This is a genomic window from Haloferax sp. DFSO60 (genome assembly GCF_046557615.1).
Classification (GTDB): domain Archaea; phylum Halobacteriota; class Halobacteria; order Halobacteriales; family Haloferacaceae; genus Haloferax.
The window spans coordinates 754,158-767,304 of sequence record NZ_JBKIII010000002.1; the positions used below are offsets into that span (position 1 = coordinate 754,158).

Below are 13,147 nucleotides of genomic sequence, written 5' to 3' on the forward strand. Positions count from 1 at the left end.
ACCACATTTCCGATGAAATAAACAGCAAACGAGTTTCGAATTCCGTGTTCGAAATCCTGCGTACCGCTACATAGTGGACAAGGTGCATATGAACATATCGGAATGCGTGAATTGTCGCAGAAATTTGCGAAGGTGAGCGTGGCGAACGGACAGGAGACGAGAGCGAACGGCGGGAACGAAGACGGTAGGAACGAGAACGGAAAGGTGGGAAAGAGAGTCGAAGGAACCAGCGGAGTGGAACGAAACAGACGAGATTCCGCGTGGAATCTGTGAGTTACTGGAACGTGCGGCCGATTTCGGACTCGCGGTCGCGTTCGACCTCGCTCTTCTGGAAGCGTTCTTCGATTTCTTCGTAGCGGCGGCGCACGTCGTCGGTCACACTTGCACCAACTTCGTCGAGGGCGTCTTCGAAGTGTTGCATCGTGACGCGAACGTTGCCGACGCTTTCGTCGATGTCCTCTTTCTTCACACTCTTGATGAACTCGCGGGAGGCGTTCATCGAGGCCTCGCGGCAGAGTGCTTCGAGGTCAGCACCGACGTATCCGTCCGTCTTGGCGGCGATCGAATCGAGGTCAACATCCTCAGCGAGCGGTTTGCTGCGGGTGTGGACTTCGAGGATGGCACGGCGTGCGTCCTCGTCAGGGACGGGAACGTGGACGTGGCGGTCGAGGCGTCCGGGCCGGAGGAGCGCCGAGTCGATGAGGTCCGGGCGGTTGGTCGTGGCGATGACGACCACGTCTTCGAGGGCTTCGAGTCCGTCGAGTTCAGTCAGGAGTTGCGAGACGACGCGCTCGGTAACCCCAGAGCTAGTCGAATCACGGCCGCGCTCGGTTGCGATGGAGTCGATTTCGTCGAAGAACACCACCGTCGGGGCGTTCTCGCGGGCCTTCTTGAACACTTCGCGGACGCCCTTTTCGGACTCGCCGACGAACTTGTTCAGGAGTTCGGGCCCCTTGATGGAGATGAAGTTCGACTCGGCCTCGTTGGCGACGGCCTTTGCGAGGAGGGTCTTCCCCGTCCCCGGTGGGCCGTACATCAACACGCCCTTGGCGGCCTCCATGTCCATCTGCCTGAACACTTCGGGGTATTCGAGCGGCCACTGAATGGTCTCACGAAGGCGTTCTTTAGTGCCTTCGAGGCCGCCGACGTCTTCCCAGGTCACGTCGGGGACTTCGACGAACACCTCGCGCAGGGCGGATGGCTCGATGCTCTTGAGTGCCTGCTTGAAGTCGTCCTCGGTGACTCGAAGGTTTTCGAGTACTTCGGCGTCGATTTCCTCGGCTTCGAGGTCGAGTTCCGGGCGGATGCGACGCAGAGCGTGCATCGCCGACTCTTTGGCGAGGGATTCGAGGTCGGCACCGACGAACCCGTGGGTGTTGTCCGCGTACGAGTCGAGGTCCACGTCGTCCATCAGCGGCATGTTGCGCGTGTGGACCTGCAAGATTTCCTTGCGGCCGTCGCGGTCGGGGACGCCGATTTCGATTTCGCGGTCGAAGCGCCCACCGCGGCGGAGTGCGGTGTCGATTGCATCGACGCGGTTGGTCGCGCCGATGACGACGACTTCGCCGCGTTCGTCGAGGCCGTCCATCAGCGAGAGCAGTTGGGCGACGACGCGGCGTTCGACGTCACCACCGGCCTCACTGCGCTTGGGTGCGATGGAGTCGATTTCGTCGATGAAGACGATAGCGGGCGATTGCTCGGTCGCCTCCTCGAAGATTTCACGGAGTTGCTCTTCGGACTCGCCGTAGTACTTCGACATGATCTCCGGCCCCGAGATGGTGTGGAACGAGGCGTCGATTTCGTTGGCGACTGCCTTGGCAATCAGGGTCTTCCCCGTGCCCGGCGGGCCGTGGAGGAGGACGCCTTTCGGCGGCTCGATACCGAGGCGCTTGAACAGTTCGGGGTGGCGCATCGGCAGTTCGATCATCTCACGAACCTGTTCGAGTTCCTTGTCGAGCCCACCGATGTCTTCGTAGGCCACGGATGGGCCGGTACTCTCGCCGGGAGCAGACTCTCGAATCTGCTCGGCAGGTTTCTTGCTGACTTGGAATTCGGTGCTGTCGGTGACGACGACGGTGCCGTCGGGATTGGTCGCCGCGATTTTAATCGGGACCGACTGGCTGGAGGCCGTCATGAAGCCGAATCCCAGCGGGAGCTGGACGCTCTGGCCTTTCGTGACTGGTTGTCCAGAGAGTTTGTCGCGGATGTACGTCCCGATGTTGCCGCCGATGCGGAGGTTCTGCGGGAGCGCAATCGTGACCTGCCGTGCGGGCTTCACGTCGGCTTTCTCGACCTCGACGCGGTCGTCGATACCGACGCCTGCCTGTTGGCGAAGACGGCCGTCGATGCGGATGACGCCCGTGTTCTGGTCTTCGGGGTAGCCCGGCCAGACGCGAGCGATGGCGGTGCCGTCGTTCGGGCCTTCGATGCGGATGAAGTCTCCACCTTCGAGACCCAGTTCGGCGGCCGCCGCTCGGTCGATTGCGGCGAGTCCGCGGCCAGCGTCCTTCTGTTTGAGAGGTTTGACGATGAGTTTCATTTATTTTTGAATGGTGATGGTGAGCACGCCGTTGTGAATGTCTACGCTCGCGTCACCGCCCATTGGGAGTTCGAACTCCGTCTCGGTCACGCGCTCGCCGGTGTCGGCCACGATGATGGCCGTCGAGCCGACGATATCGACATCGACATCGTCCTCTGAGAGGCCGATATCTGCTGCGATGACCCAACTGTCATCGTATTCGTACCGGCGAATAAACCGCTCGTTCCCACCGGCGAACTGTTGCATGCTCATGGTAAGTCTAACACAAAGTTAGTGTTCTCAATATTTAAATCTTTCTGCGGTTAATCGGTGTACGGCACGGTGTTTGTCGCAATACGGTTGAATTGCGGTTCACATCCATGCGACGGCGTATCCTATTTCGTTGGCAATCAATGTCAAAGTAGTGGCCTCGGAAATTCGACGCTGGTTTGGCGAGGATGTTGATTCGAGGCGAATAGCAGAGTGCTAGGTGAGAGTCGCTTTGATTCGATGGCCGCCGTAGATTCCCGTGAGGGTAAGAGCCCGAGTTGAAGCGTACGTGGCGGCGTACAATACGCTCGTCACTGGGTGGTAGAAGAAGAGGGCGAAGTACGTCCCAATCGTCAGCGTCGGGGCCAGCACTCTGACTGTTGGTTTGCTGCTTAGCTGACTGAAATATTCGAAATACTGGAACAGAAACGGAAGGACTGCCCCAAAGACGACTCCGGGAACGATGCCGAGTAGTATTGCGAAGATAGTTGACTCCGGTTGTGCATCGAGCGTTGCAAGTGTCATAATCCGTAGTGACTTTGCCAACGCGAATAGCAACCCAAACTCGACGACGACGAGTCCTAAGTGTACAATCCCGAGCGCAAACGTCTTCGTCTGTGTGTAGTCTGCCGAATCACGAGACCAAAACTGACGCAACTTTGCGAGGGAGACCATAGCCAATTCGACATTTCAAAGTAACAATAAATTGCCGATTGGGGCTGTCCCAGAGCATCTGTAGCACCGTGCCCAACAGAGTCGGCTTTATCCGGACGTGGCGTCCACCATACACCAATGGACGTTCTGACGACCGAACACCACGGGCGAACGACGGCATATCGCCTCCGTGAGGCGCGCGACGACTCCGACACACCGACCATCTTGTTCGTACACGGGAGCGGCGGGTCGAGCGATGTGTGGCGTGGCCAGTTCCGTCTCGCGAGTGACTACTCGGTCGCCGCACTCGACCTGAGTGGCCACGGCGAGAGCGACGACGTCGATGCCGACGTTGGCTACGAAACACTCTCTGCATACGTGGACGACGTGGTTGCAGTCGCTGAAGCGACCGATGCGAACGTTGTCGTCGGCAACTCGCTCGGTGGGGCCGTCGCCATGACACTCGCCTTACAGCGCGACCTCGACCTCGACGCACTCGTCCTCGCCGGGACGGGCGCGAAACTCGCCGTCCTCGACGACCTGTTGAACTGGTTAGAGAACGATTTCGACCGCGCCGTCACCTTCCTCCACGGCGACGACCGACTGTTTCACAGTGACGACGAACGCCTTATCGAAGCCTCGAAAGAGGCGATGTACGACGCCGGACAGGCCGTCACGAGTCGGGACTTCCACTCGTGCCACACGTTCGACGTTCGTTCGAAAATCGGCGACCTCGACGTGCCGACGCTCGCGCTCGTCGGCGAGTACGACCGACTGACACCGCCGAGTTATCACGACTACTTCGCCGAGGAGATGCCGGACTGCGAACGGGCGACTATCGAAGACGCCGCGCATCTGGCGATGCTCGAACAACCCGTCGCGTTCAACGCCGCAGTTTCTGATTTTCTCGCGAACCGTCTCTGAGTCGAAAAACGAGTCGTCAAAACGCAAACGAGAGGTGAACTGTCCCGAGTATCAGTACAGTTTGTCTAAGTCGGATTCGACGTGGCTGTGTTCTTCGGCTGGGAACTCACCCTCGGTCACCGCATTTCGATAGCCTTCGATTGCCTTTTCCATCTCAGATTTCACGTCGCCGAACTGCTTCGCGAACGGTGGTGTGCGGTCGCTCAGTCCGATAACGTCGTCGATGACGAGAACCTGTCCATCGCACTCTGCTCCTGCTCCGATGCCAATCGTCGGGATGTCGATGGCGTCTGTGACCTGCGTCGCGAGGTTCGCCGGGATGTGTTCGAGGACGAGCGAGAACGCACCCGCCTCGGCGTGGGCCTTGGCAAGTTCCAGAATCTTGCTGGCCTCCTCTCGGTCGGTTCCCTGTCTGCTGTAGCCGACTTCTTTCACACGCTGTGGCGTCAGACCGAGGTGCGCCATCACGGGGATTCCGAGTTGGACCAGTCGCTCGGTCAGTTCGACCGTGTGCGGGCCGCTTTCGAGCTTGACCGCATCGGCGTCTGCTTCTTTCAGCATGCGCCCGCAGTGTTCGATGCTGGCGGCTTCGTCCACCCCAAAGGAGAGAAACGGCATGTCGGCGACGACGAGCGCGTCCGTCGTCGCGCGCGCAACCGCGGACGTTCGACTCTGCATCTCGTCTATCGTCACCGGGAGTGTCGATTCGTAGCCCAGTGAGGTGTTTCCCATGCTGTCGCCGACGAGGATGATGTCGATTTCTGCCTCGTCGATAAGCCGTGCTGTGGGTGCGTCGTACGCGGTGAGCATCGTAATCGGCGTCGTGCCTTTCTTCGCTCGCAGCGCCCGTACCGTGACCATGACGGCAGTTCGCACGACTGGGTTAAGAGACTCTCCTTTTCGCTAACGGGCGGGCTTCAACGGCCACATCCGACCGGAACCGGCACGCATTAGCCACCCGAATCGAAGCACTACCTGTGGAACCAGTCGAGAAGTCGAACCCCGAAGGCGTCGATTACGGTTGGGTCATGCAGATGACCTTCGTGACGACCATCCTCGTCGGGTCGCCGATTGTCGCGTTGCTCTCGTTGAACGCCGGGTTGACGACGTGGGGAGCGCGGGCTGAATTTGCCATCCGTGTCGGCGCAGTCATCTGGTTCATCACTGCTGTCGTCCTCTACTTCTACGCCAAGCGAACGAACGCGGGCGACGGCGGGTCGAAACCGGAGGAGGCTGTGGCCGATTCCGAGAGCCAGTCCGACGCGTAACCGACACCCACGAAAATCGACACCCGCGAACTGTCTGACGCGTGACTGACTCGGTGCCGGAAACTCTTTCAGCCGATACGGCGACGTTCGCGTATGATAGACGAGACCATCGAGGAGATTCGTGAGATGCAGACGCACAGCTCCTCGGTCGTCGCAGTCAAGGCGACGCGGTCACTCGCGGAGTTAACCGAACGCGATTACACCACTGTCGAGGAGTTTGAGCGTGACCTCGAACGGAACGTTGGGGCGCTCAAGCGCGCAAGCCCCTCTCACGCGTCACTCTACAACGCGCTCCAAGAAGTGCTGTCGAGCGTCCAAGGCGAAGCAAACGGCCTCGAAGACGCCCGGAGCCTCACGCTCGACACCATCGAGCGCGTCGTCGAAGACGTCGAGATGGGCAAGCGCAGAGCCGCGACGAACGCCGCCGAACTCTTCGAAGACGGCCAGGCGTTCCTCACGCACGACTACTCTTCGACGGTGAAGGAAGCCGTCGAACTCGCTGTCGAAGGCGGTGCGTCGATGCGCGCCTACGTCACCGAGGCACGCCCGCGCTTCCTCGGCCGGAAATTCGCCCGCGAACTCGCGGCCCTCGACGGTGTCGAACCACACCTCATCGTCGACGGCGCGTCCGGCTTTTTCCTCCCCGAGTGCGACCACGTCGTCATCGGCATGGACTGCATCGTGGACGGGACGCTCTACAACCGCGTCGGGACGTTCCCACTCGTCGCCACCGCGAATCAGGTGGGCGTACCCGTCACCGTCGTTGGCTCCAGTGCCAAAATCGTCGATGGCGGCTTCCGCTTCGAGAACGAGATTCGCTCGCCGAGCGAAGTGATGCTCGAACCCGTCGAAGGCATCGAGTTGGAGAATCCGGCCTACGACGCGACTCCCGTCGAACTCATCGACCAAGTGATTACAGACACGGGCGTCGTGGAGTTCTAACGCGGCCGCTCGGTTTTTGCTGAAAAAGAATTTGGTAACGAGCGTCGGCTACTCGATGTCGACCCAGACGCCCTCGTCGTCGGAGCGCTCGATGGCGTCGAGAATCTCTTGGACTTCGTAGGCGTCTTCGAACGACGGGTGGAACTCGCCGCCTTCTGCGGCCGCTTTTAGGAACTCGTAGTTCTCGTGGACGAAGGTGTGTTCCCAACCGATGACGTGACCCGGTGGCCACCAGTGTTCCATGTAGGGGTCGGATTCGTCGGTGACGAGTACGGTTTCGTAGCCGCGGTTGTCACCCGTCTTCACCGCTAACTCGTTGAGGCGTTCGAGCGAGAACTTCAGGCTCCCTTCGGACCCGTGAATCTCGATGGTGTGGTCGTTCTTGTGGCCGTTGGCGAAGCGAGAGGCTTCGAACGAACCGACGGCACCGTTCTCGAATTCGGCTTGCGCGGTGTAGGCGTCGTCCACGGTGACGGGTTTGTACTCGTCCGTGCCGGGGACGGGGCGCTCGTCCACGAACGTCTGGAGGTGACCCGAGATACGTTCGATGTCGCCCGCGACGTTGCCGACGAGGAACCGAGCGAGGTCCACAGTGTGTGCGCCGAGGTCGCCGAGGGCACCCGAGCCTGCGTACTCCTTCTCCATGCGCCAGGCCCACGGGGCTTCGGGGTCAACGAGCCAGTCTTGCAGGTAGCGACCGCGGACGTGGTGAATCTCGCCGAGTTCGCCGTCTTCGATGAGGCCCTTCGCGTACTGAATCGCTGGGACGAAGCGGTAGTTGAACGCACACCCGGCGACGACATCGGCGTCGCGGGCGGCATCGCGCATCGTCTTCGCGCCGTCGAGCGTCGGTGCGAGCGGTTTCTCACAGAAGACGTGAACGCCCGATTCGAGCGCGGCCACAGAGGGCTCGACGTGGAGGTGGTTCGGGCCGAGGTTGTAGAACACGTCCACGTCGTCGATGATGTCTTCCCAGTCGGTCGCCGTCGATTCGAAGCCGAATCGCTCGGCGGCGTCTGCGAGGGCTTCCTCGTCGCGGCCGACGATGACGGTGCGCTCGATTTCGGGCGCTTCGGGGAAGAACATCGGCAGGCGTGCCAGTGCATTGGAGTGCGCCTTGCCCATGAATCGGTAGCCGAGGACGCCGACTTTGAGGGGTTCGGATGCTGAGTCAGACATTGGTATTAGGCCCAGTAGGCTTCGCCGGGTTGCGTTTCGAAGACGGCGCGACCGAGGACGTCAACGGCCTTTTCGAGACCTTCGTTCGAGGAAGTGAGCGCGTCTTCGTGTTCGATAGAGAGCGCGCCCTCGTAGCCGACCATCCGAAGCGTGGAGACCACGTCTTTCCAGTGTTCTTCACCGTGGCCGTAACCGATAGACCGGAAGAGCCACGAGCGGTCGGCGGTGTCGGCGTAGGAGGTGGTGTCGAGGACGCCCTTCACGCGGGCGTGCGCGTCGTAGACTTTGGTGTCCTTGGCGTGGAAGTGGTGGATTGCATCTTCTTCGCCGAGGAAGCGAATGGCGTCGGTAATCGAGATGTCCTGCCAGTAGAGGTGCGATGGGTCGAAGTTCGCGCCGACGCGCTCGTTCGTCGCTTCGCGGAGTTTGAGCATCCCAGTTGGCTCGTAGACGAGCATGTTCGGGTGCATCTCGATTGCCATATCGACGCCGTGTTCGTCGGCGAACTCGGCGAGGTCAGACCAGTAGTCGATAGCGACGTCCCACTGGTATTCGTGGGCATCGGCGTGTTCGGTCGGCCACGGAGCGGTAATCCAGTTCGGAACCTCGTCGTTCGGGCCACCAGCGGGAAGTCCGGAGAAACAGGTGACGGTGTTCACGTCGAGGGCGGCGGCGAGTTCGATTGCCTCACGGAGTTCTTCGTCCGCTTCGGCCGCGGTCTCCTCGTCGGGATGAAGCGGGTTGTTGTGGGTCGCCAGCGCGCTGATTTGCATGTCGCGCGATTCGACGGCTTCGAGCAAGTCGGCCTGGGCCTCCTCGTCCGCGAGGACTGCCGAGCGGTCGACGTGGTCTTCGCCCGGCCAACCACCGACGCCGAGTTCGACGCCCTCGACGCCGATACCCGACAGATAGTCGAGCGCGTCGTCGAGCGATTCGTTCCCGAGTGGGACAGTGAGCACTCCGATGTACATACGCAGAGCTACAACTACGAAGCGAATAAAAATTAAGGATATCTGCAAGCGAGGGGAATTGCGCTCCTCGAACCGGTGTTACCGTCGTAAGAACTCAGAGAGACGCTCTCGCAACCCGGCTTCCTCACCGAGTCGGAGGTAGTACGAGGCACCGCCGTCTTCGTAGTAGTTGTCGATGCGGCGGCGGATAGTGAATCCAACTCGTTCGTAGAAGTCGATTGCGTTGGTGTTGGTCGTTCGTGCGTGACAGGTCACGACGGGATGTTTGTCTGCGACTTCGGCGATGAGTCGCTTCCCGTAGCCTTGACCGCGTGCATCCGGTGCGACGGCTAAAAAGAGGATGTAGCCGTCGCGCCGTGTGGATGCGAAGGCGACGAGCGTCTCGTTCTCGAAGAGGAGATACGTCGTCGAACGGCGGTAGGCGTCCATGAAGAATCCGCGACGCTGTTTTAACAGCCCCTCGTTGATTCGGATGCGTTCTTTGAGGTCCCACGCTGCTTCCCCGTACTCGGCATCGCCGGGACCGTCAACCCGCATCTCCACGTTGACGCTCACATTCGGAGGTAACCGGAGCGAGAATATAACTCCACCGTCCGTTTCGACACCGAGACCGAAAGGACGAGGGTTCCTCACCGCCCTCTGTCAGGTATGGAATTTGCGCTCCGCGAACACACCGCCGACGTCGCGGTCGAAGCCAGCGGTGACACGCTCGGCGACGCGTTTGCCGCCGTCGCTTCTGGGCTGACCGCCGCGATGTGTGAAGAGATCCCGAAAACGGGCGACGAGTTCACCATCTCGGTTCGCGCCGAAAACCGCGAAGCTGTCCTCTTCGACTACCTCGACGAACTCATCTACGAGCGCGATGTGCGCGGAGTTCTCCCGACAGACCACACCGCAACTACGCGACAAGAAGGCGACGAGTGGGTCGTCGAAGCGACCTATCGCGGCGTTCCACTGGCCGACGTGGTCGCCCGCGACGTGAAAGCGGTCACGTACTCCGAGATGCGAATCGAAGAGAGCGACGGCGAGTGGGAAGCCTACGTCGTCTTCGACGTTTAACACCGATTCAGTCGATTCGTCTCTTCTCTCACCCGAAGTCGAGTGAATCTACCCGTTGACATTATGACTACTCAGCCGAAGATTCGGGTATGGAAATTCGTTCGCGCGGAGCGTCTGCGCTTTCAAGCGTCGTCGCAGTCGCACTCCTGCTCGTCGCAACGGGACGAGTGCGTGCACACGTCAAGTACGTCACCCCCGGCAGCGACCCGGTTGCCGTCGCCGAGTTCATCCAATCGGTACTGACCGACCCCTTCGCCGTCACGGTGCTTCTCGGCGGGGCAGTAGCAGTCGTCGGCCTCGGGGCAATCTACCTCCAACTTAGGCCCTTCTCGAACGACGTTCGAACCTTCCGCGAGACGATGCGTTCGTACGAGAACCTCCTTCCGTGGCTTCTCCGTCTCTCGATTGGCCTGCCGCTGGTGGGTGCTGGGTTTGCGGGCTACTTCTTCTCGCCTATCGTCCAGACCGGGTCGCCGACGTTCACGCGACTCTTCGGTATCACCGTCGGCTTTCTCATCCTCTTCGGCTTTGGCACGCGCCTCGTCGCGGGCGTCGGTCTCGTCGTGTATCTCGTCGGTCTCGCCATCGAACCCGCGCTGTTGCTCGCCTTCGAGTACGTCCCCGGATTCCTCGCTATCGCGCTCCTCGGCGGTGGCAAACCGAGTGCTGACCACCTGGTCGCGTCGATGGCGGCAGACGACCGAACCGCCTACTCTCGAATCGACCCGTTCTATCGCCGCGTTGCCGAACCCTTCGTCGAGCGAACGAGTCACCTCACCGCGTTCGTTCCGACTATCGTCCGAATCGGTCTCGGTATTGCGTTCATCTACCTCGGAATCACGCAGAAAATCATGGCCCCCGGCGATGCGCTCGCCGTCGTTTCGAAATACAACCTCACGGCAGTCGTCCCCGTCGCACCCGAGTTGTGGGTCGTCGGCGCGGGACTGACAGAAGCCCTCGTCGGTGTCCTCCTCATCGTTGGAGCGTTCACTCGCGCCGCCTCCGCGGTGGCGATTCTGCTCTTTACCACCACGCTGTTCGGCCTTCCAGACGACCCCGTCCTCGCACACATCTCGCTGTTCGGGCTCGTCTCTGCGCTGTTGATTACGGGCGGTGGACCGTTCTCCGTGGATTCGGTACTGCACAGCGACGAGGACACAGTGCGCCCGTCGCGGCCTCGTGACACCGTAGAGTAAGGGCGGACTCCATCGATGGGAGCTACGAACCCTCCGACCGACACAGGACGGAATCCTATTCAGTCGCCGTCTCGAACTTTGAGCTATGACTACGCGCGAGTTCGGTGACGTCGAACTGCGGAAGGTTCGTGAGAACGTCTGGGAAATTTCACGCGAGGGCGACATGCGAACGCCTGCACGAGTGCTTGCCTCCGAAGCCCTACTCGAACAGATTGGCGGCGACAAGACGCTCGAACAATTGCAGAACGCGACGCACCTGCCCGGAATCAGCAAGTACGCCATCTGCATGCCCGACGGCCACCAAGGCTATGGCTTCCCCGTCGGCGGCGTCGGCGCGACCGACTGCGAAGACGGTTGTATCTCACCCGGCGCAGTCGGCTACGACATCAACTGCGGCGTCCGGATGATGAAGACGAACCTCACCTACGACGACCTTCAGGGGAAGGAAGAAGAACTCGTAGATGCGCTCTTCCGAGCGATTCCATCCGGCCTCGGCGGTGGCGGTGTCGTCAAAGGCGACATGGACACCATCAACGACATCCTCGAACGCGGGATGCAGTGGGCACTGGACGAAGGCTGGGCGACCGAAGACGACCTCGCACACTGTGAAGACGAGGGCTTCCGCGACGACGCTAAGCCCGAGTACGTCTCGAAGAAAGCCAAAGACCGCGGTCGCAACCAAATCGGCAGTCTCGGCTCTGGCAACCACTTCCTCGAAGTCCAGCGTGTCACCGACATCTACCGCGACGACGTGGCCGAAAAGTTCGGCCTCGAAGAAGACCAAATCGTCGTCCTCATCCACTGTGGGTCGCGCGGACTCGGTCACCAGACCTGTACCGACTACCTCCGCCGCATCGAAAAAGAACACAGCGACCTGCTCGAATCGCTTCCGGACCGCGAACTCGCCGCCGCACCCGCCGGGTCGAAACTCGCCGAAGAGTACTACGGTGCGATGTGCGCGGCCATCAACTTCGCCTGGGTGAACCGCCAACTCATCATGTTCCGCACCCGGCAGGTGTTCGAGAACGTCTTCGAGCGCGATTGGGAAGACATGGAGATGAACCTCCTCTACGACGTGGCGCACAACATCGCCAAGAAAGAAGTTCACGATGTCGGCGTCGATGCCGACGGGACTCCCGTGGCGAGCGAAGACGCCGTCGCGCGCGAGGAGCGCGAACTCTACGTCCACCGGAAAGGTGCCACACGCGCCTTCCCCGCAGGCAGACCCGAACTCCCGCCCGCCTACGCCGAGGTCGGTCAGCCCGTCATCATCCCCGGCAGCATGGGGTCGGGAAGCTACGTCCTCCGCGGCGGCGAGAACTCGCTGGACCTCACCTTCGGTTCGACCGCGCACGGCGCAGGCCGTCTCATGAGTCGAACCAAAGCAAAACAGGAGTACTGGGGCGAGACCGTCCAAGAAGAACTCCGCGAGCAAGAGAAAATCTACGTGAAAGCACAGTCCGGCGCGACTGTCGCCGAAGAGGCACCCGGCGTCTACAAGGACGTGGACGAAGTCGTCCGCGTCTCCGACGAACTCGGCATCGGCGACAAGGTCGCTCGGACGTTCCCCGTCTGCAACATCAAGGGATAGTTCGCCTACCGTCCACCGGGTCCGCGTGGCCCAGACGGCCCCCGCGTCGTCGCCGGACCCTGTCCACCGATAGTAACGTAATCGCTCTCGGGGACTGCTTCGACCTCGCGGCCGTCTTCGTACTTCACAAAGGAGAGGTAGAACTGACGACCACAGGGCGAGTCGAGCATCGGATTCTCAACGTCGTCGGCGTCGCTCACGTCGTCAGTCCACGTCACACCAGACGCCTCGCTCTCGCCACAGACGAAGTGGACGCCCTCTGCGTCCTCGAACGACTCGTCCGGGTCGGCGTACTCCCATCCTTCGAGTGGATACGGCGTCACCGACTTATCAGCAAGATAGCCATCGCGTTCGAGTTCGACGACTGCACCGCAGTGAGGGCAGTAGTACGAGACCGGATATCCCATGTCGAGAGCGTAGAACTCGGCTGGTTTAACCCTCTCGCCGAGTCGAGGCTGACGTTTAAATCCAAAGCCGCGGCCACGCTCGCTATGCGTTGAAAACGGCCGTGGAGCGAACTGCGGGTGTGCGACACACCGCCCCACGGAGATTCAGTGTCGCCTGCTTGCCGTAGT

14 protein-coding genes are annotated in these 13,147 nt (G+C 60.9%); 6 read left to right on the forward strand and 8 right to left on the reverse strand.

Translation table 11 applies throughout. The features are described from left to right. Positions 1–274: 274 nt before the first annotated feature. The 3 genes from ACK509_RS13390 to ACK509_RS13400 all read right to left on the reverse strand — a co-directional run bounded on the left by ACK509_RS13390 (position 275) and on the right by ACK509_RS13400 (position 3,463). Positions 275–2,539 (reverse strand): CDC48 family AAA ATPase, encoded by a 2,265-nt coding sequence (locus tag ACK509_RS13390; RefSeq protein ID WP_410767039.1) that lies wholly within the window; start codon positions 2,537–2,539, stop codon positions 275–277. Beyond that, positions 2,540–2,791, reverse strand: coding sequence for an Hsp20/alpha crystallin family protein (locus ACK509_RS13395; protein ID WP_410767040.1), 252 nt, complete (start codon positions 2,789–2,791; stop codon positions 2,540–2,542). 213 nt (positions 2,792–3,004) lie between these two features. Beyond that, positions 3,005–3,463, reverse strand: a complete 459-nt coding sequence (locus ACK509_RS13400) for a hypothetical protein (RefSeq protein ID WP_410767041.1) — start codon at positions 3,461–3,463, stop codon at positions 3,005–3,007. Between the two features lie 117 nt (positions 3,464–3,580). Between ACK509_RS13400 and ACK509_RS13405 the strand changes: the two genes are divergently transcribed. Next, positions 3,581–4,366: an alpha/beta fold hydrolase gene (locus ACK509_RS13405; RefSeq protein WP_410767042.1), complete on the forward strand. Its 786-nt coding sequence runs from the start codon at positions 3,581–3,583 to the stop codon at positions 4,364–4,366. A 51-nt stretch (positions 4,367–4,417) separates the two neighbouring features. Here the strand turns inward: ACK509_RS13405 and panB are convergent, their stop codons facing one another. Continuing rightward, positions 4,418–5,227, reverse strand: coding sequence for a 3-methyl-2-oxobutanoate hydroxymethyltransferase (panB, locus tag ACK509_RS13410; RefSeq protein WP_410767043.1), 810 nt, complete (start codon positions 5,225–5,227; stop codon positions 4,418–4,420). Positions 5,228–5,394: 167 nt separating this feature from the next. Here panB and ACK509_RS13415 point away from each other — a divergent pair, with 167 nt between their 5' ends. Both ACK509_RS13415 and ACK509_RS13420 read left to right on the forward strand, forming a co-directional pair. Continuing rightward, positions 5,395–5,634 carry a DUF5822 domain-containing protein gene (locus tag ACK509_RS13415; protein WP_410767267.1) on the forward strand — a complete coding sequence of 80 codons (240 nt, stop codon included), beginning with the start codon at positions 5,395–5,397 and terminating at the stop codon, positions 5,632–5,634. 93 nt (positions 5,635–5,727) lie between these two features. Continuing rightward, entirely contained in the window at positions 5,728–6,576 is an 849-nt protein-coding gene (locus ACK509_RS13420) for a translation initiation factor eIF-2B (RefSeq protein WP_410767044.1), read from the forward strand. Positions 6,577–6,624: 48 nt separating this feature from the next. On the opposite strand, the gene ACK509_RS13425 is transcribed toward ACK509_RS13420, so the two are convergent. The 3 genes from ACK509_RS13425 to ACK509_RS13435 form a co-directional block, all read right to left on the reverse strand. Continuing rightward, complete coding sequence (locus ACK509_RS13425; protein WP_410767045.1) at positions 6,625–7,755, reverse strand: Gfo/Idh/MocA family protein; 1,131 nt, start codon at positions 7,753–7,755, stop codon at positions 6,625–6,627. Between the two features lie 5 nt (positions 7,756–7,760). Further along, positions 7,761–8,726, reverse strand: coding sequence for a sugar phosphate isomerase/epimerase family protein (locus tag ACK509_RS13430; protein WP_410767046.1), 966 nt, complete (start codon positions 8,724–8,726; stop codon positions 7,761–7,763). Between the two features lie 78 nt (positions 8,727–8,804). Further along, positions 8,805–9,281: a GNAT family N-acetyltransferase gene (locus ACK509_RS13435; RefSeq protein WP_410767047.1), complete on the reverse strand. Its 477-nt coding sequence runs from the start codon at positions 9,279–9,281 to the stop codon at positions 8,805–8,807. A 93-nt stretch (positions 9,282–9,374) separates the two neighbouring features. On the opposite strand from ACK509_RS13435, the gene ACK509_RS13440 reads away from it, so the two are divergent. The 3 genes from ACK509_RS13440 to ACK509_RS13450 all read left to right on the forward strand — a co-directional run bounded on the left by ACK509_RS13440 (position 9,375) and on the right by ACK509_RS13450 (position 12,572). Continuing rightward, positions 9,375–9,785 (forward strand): archease, encoded by a 411-nt coding sequence (locus tag ACK509_RS13440; RefSeq protein WP_410767048.1) that lies wholly within the window; start codon positions 9,375–9,377, stop codon positions 9,783–9,785. 89 nt (positions 9,786–9,874) lie between these two features. Then, a complete protein-coding gene (locus ACK509_RS13445; protein ID WP_410767049.1) occupies positions 9,875–10,981 on the forward strand; it encodes a DoxX family protein in 1,107 nt (368 codons plus the stop codon). 85 nt (positions 10,982–11,066) lie between these two features. Further along, positions 11,067–12,572: an RtcB family protein gene (locus tag ACK509_RS13450; protein ID WP_410767050.1), complete on the forward strand. Its 1,506-nt coding sequence runs from the start codon at positions 11,067–11,069 to the stop codon at positions 12,570–12,572. 5 nt (positions 12,573–12,577) lie between these two features. On the opposite strand, the gene ACK509_RS13455 is transcribed toward ACK509_RS13450, so the two are convergent. Continuing rightward, positions 12,578–12,979 carry a hypothetical protein gene (locus ACK509_RS13455; protein ID WP_410767051.1) on the reverse strand — a complete coding sequence of 134 codons (402 nt, stop codon included), beginning with the start codon at positions 12,977–12,979 and terminating at the stop codon, positions 12,578–12,580. Positions 12,980–13,147 lie beyond the last annotated feature (168 nt).

Excerpts from the sequence above, each read along its gene's own strand:
- ACK509_RS13390 (WP_410767039.1), bottom strand. The coding sequence starts at position 2,539 with ATGAAACTCATCGTCAAACCTCTCAAACAGAAGGACGCTGGCCGCGGA.
- ACK509_RS13395 (WP_410767040.1), bottom strand. The coding sequence starts at position 2,791 with ATGAGCATGCAACAGTTCGCCGGTGGGAACGAGCGGTTTATTCGCCGG.
- ACK509_RS13400 (WP_410767041.1), bottom strand. The coding sequence starts at position 3,463 with ATGGTCTCCCTCGCAAAGTTGCGTCAGTTTTGGTCTCGTGATTCGGCA.
- ACK509_RS13405 (WP_410767042.1), top strand. The coding sequence starts at position 3,581 with ATGGACGTTCTGACGACCGAACACCACGGGCGAACGACGGCATATCGC.
- panB (WP_410767043.1), bottom strand. The coding sequence starts at position 5,227 with ATGGTCACGGTACGGGCGCTGCGAGCGAAGAAAGGCACGACGCCGATT.
- ACK509_RS13415 (WP_410767267.1), top strand. The coding sequence starts at position 5,395 with ATGCAGATGACCTTCGTGACGACCATCCTCGTCGGGTCGCCGATTGTC.
- ACK509_RS13420 (WP_410767044.1), top strand. The coding sequence starts at position 5,728 with ATGATAGACGAGACCATCGAGGAGATTCGTGAGATGCAGACGCACAGC.
- ACK509_RS13425 (WP_410767045.1), bottom strand. The coding sequence starts at position 7,755 with ATGTCTGACTCAGCATCCGAACCCCTCAAAGTCGGCGTCCTCGGCTAC.
- ACK509_RS13430 (WP_410767046.1), bottom strand. The coding sequence starts at position 8,726 with ATGTACATCGGAGTGCTCACTGTCCCACTCGGGAACGAATCGCTCGAC.
- ACK509_RS13440 (WP_410767048.1), top strand. The coding sequence starts at position 9,375 with ATGGAATTTGCGCTCCGCGAACACACCGCCGACGTCGCGGTCGAAGCC.
- ACK509_RS13445 (WP_410767049.1), top strand. The coding sequence starts at position 9,875 with ATGGAAATTCGTTCGCGCGGAGCGTCTGCGCTTTCAAGCGTCGTCGCA.
- ACK509_RS13450 (WP_410767050.1), top strand. The coding sequence starts at position 11,067 with ATGACTACGCGCGAGTTCGGTGACGTCGAACTGCGGAAGGTTCGTGAG.
- ACK509_RS13455 (WP_410767051.1), bottom strand. The coding sequence starts at position 12,979 with ATGGGATATCCGGTCTCGTACTACTGCCCTCACTGCGGTGCAGTCGTC.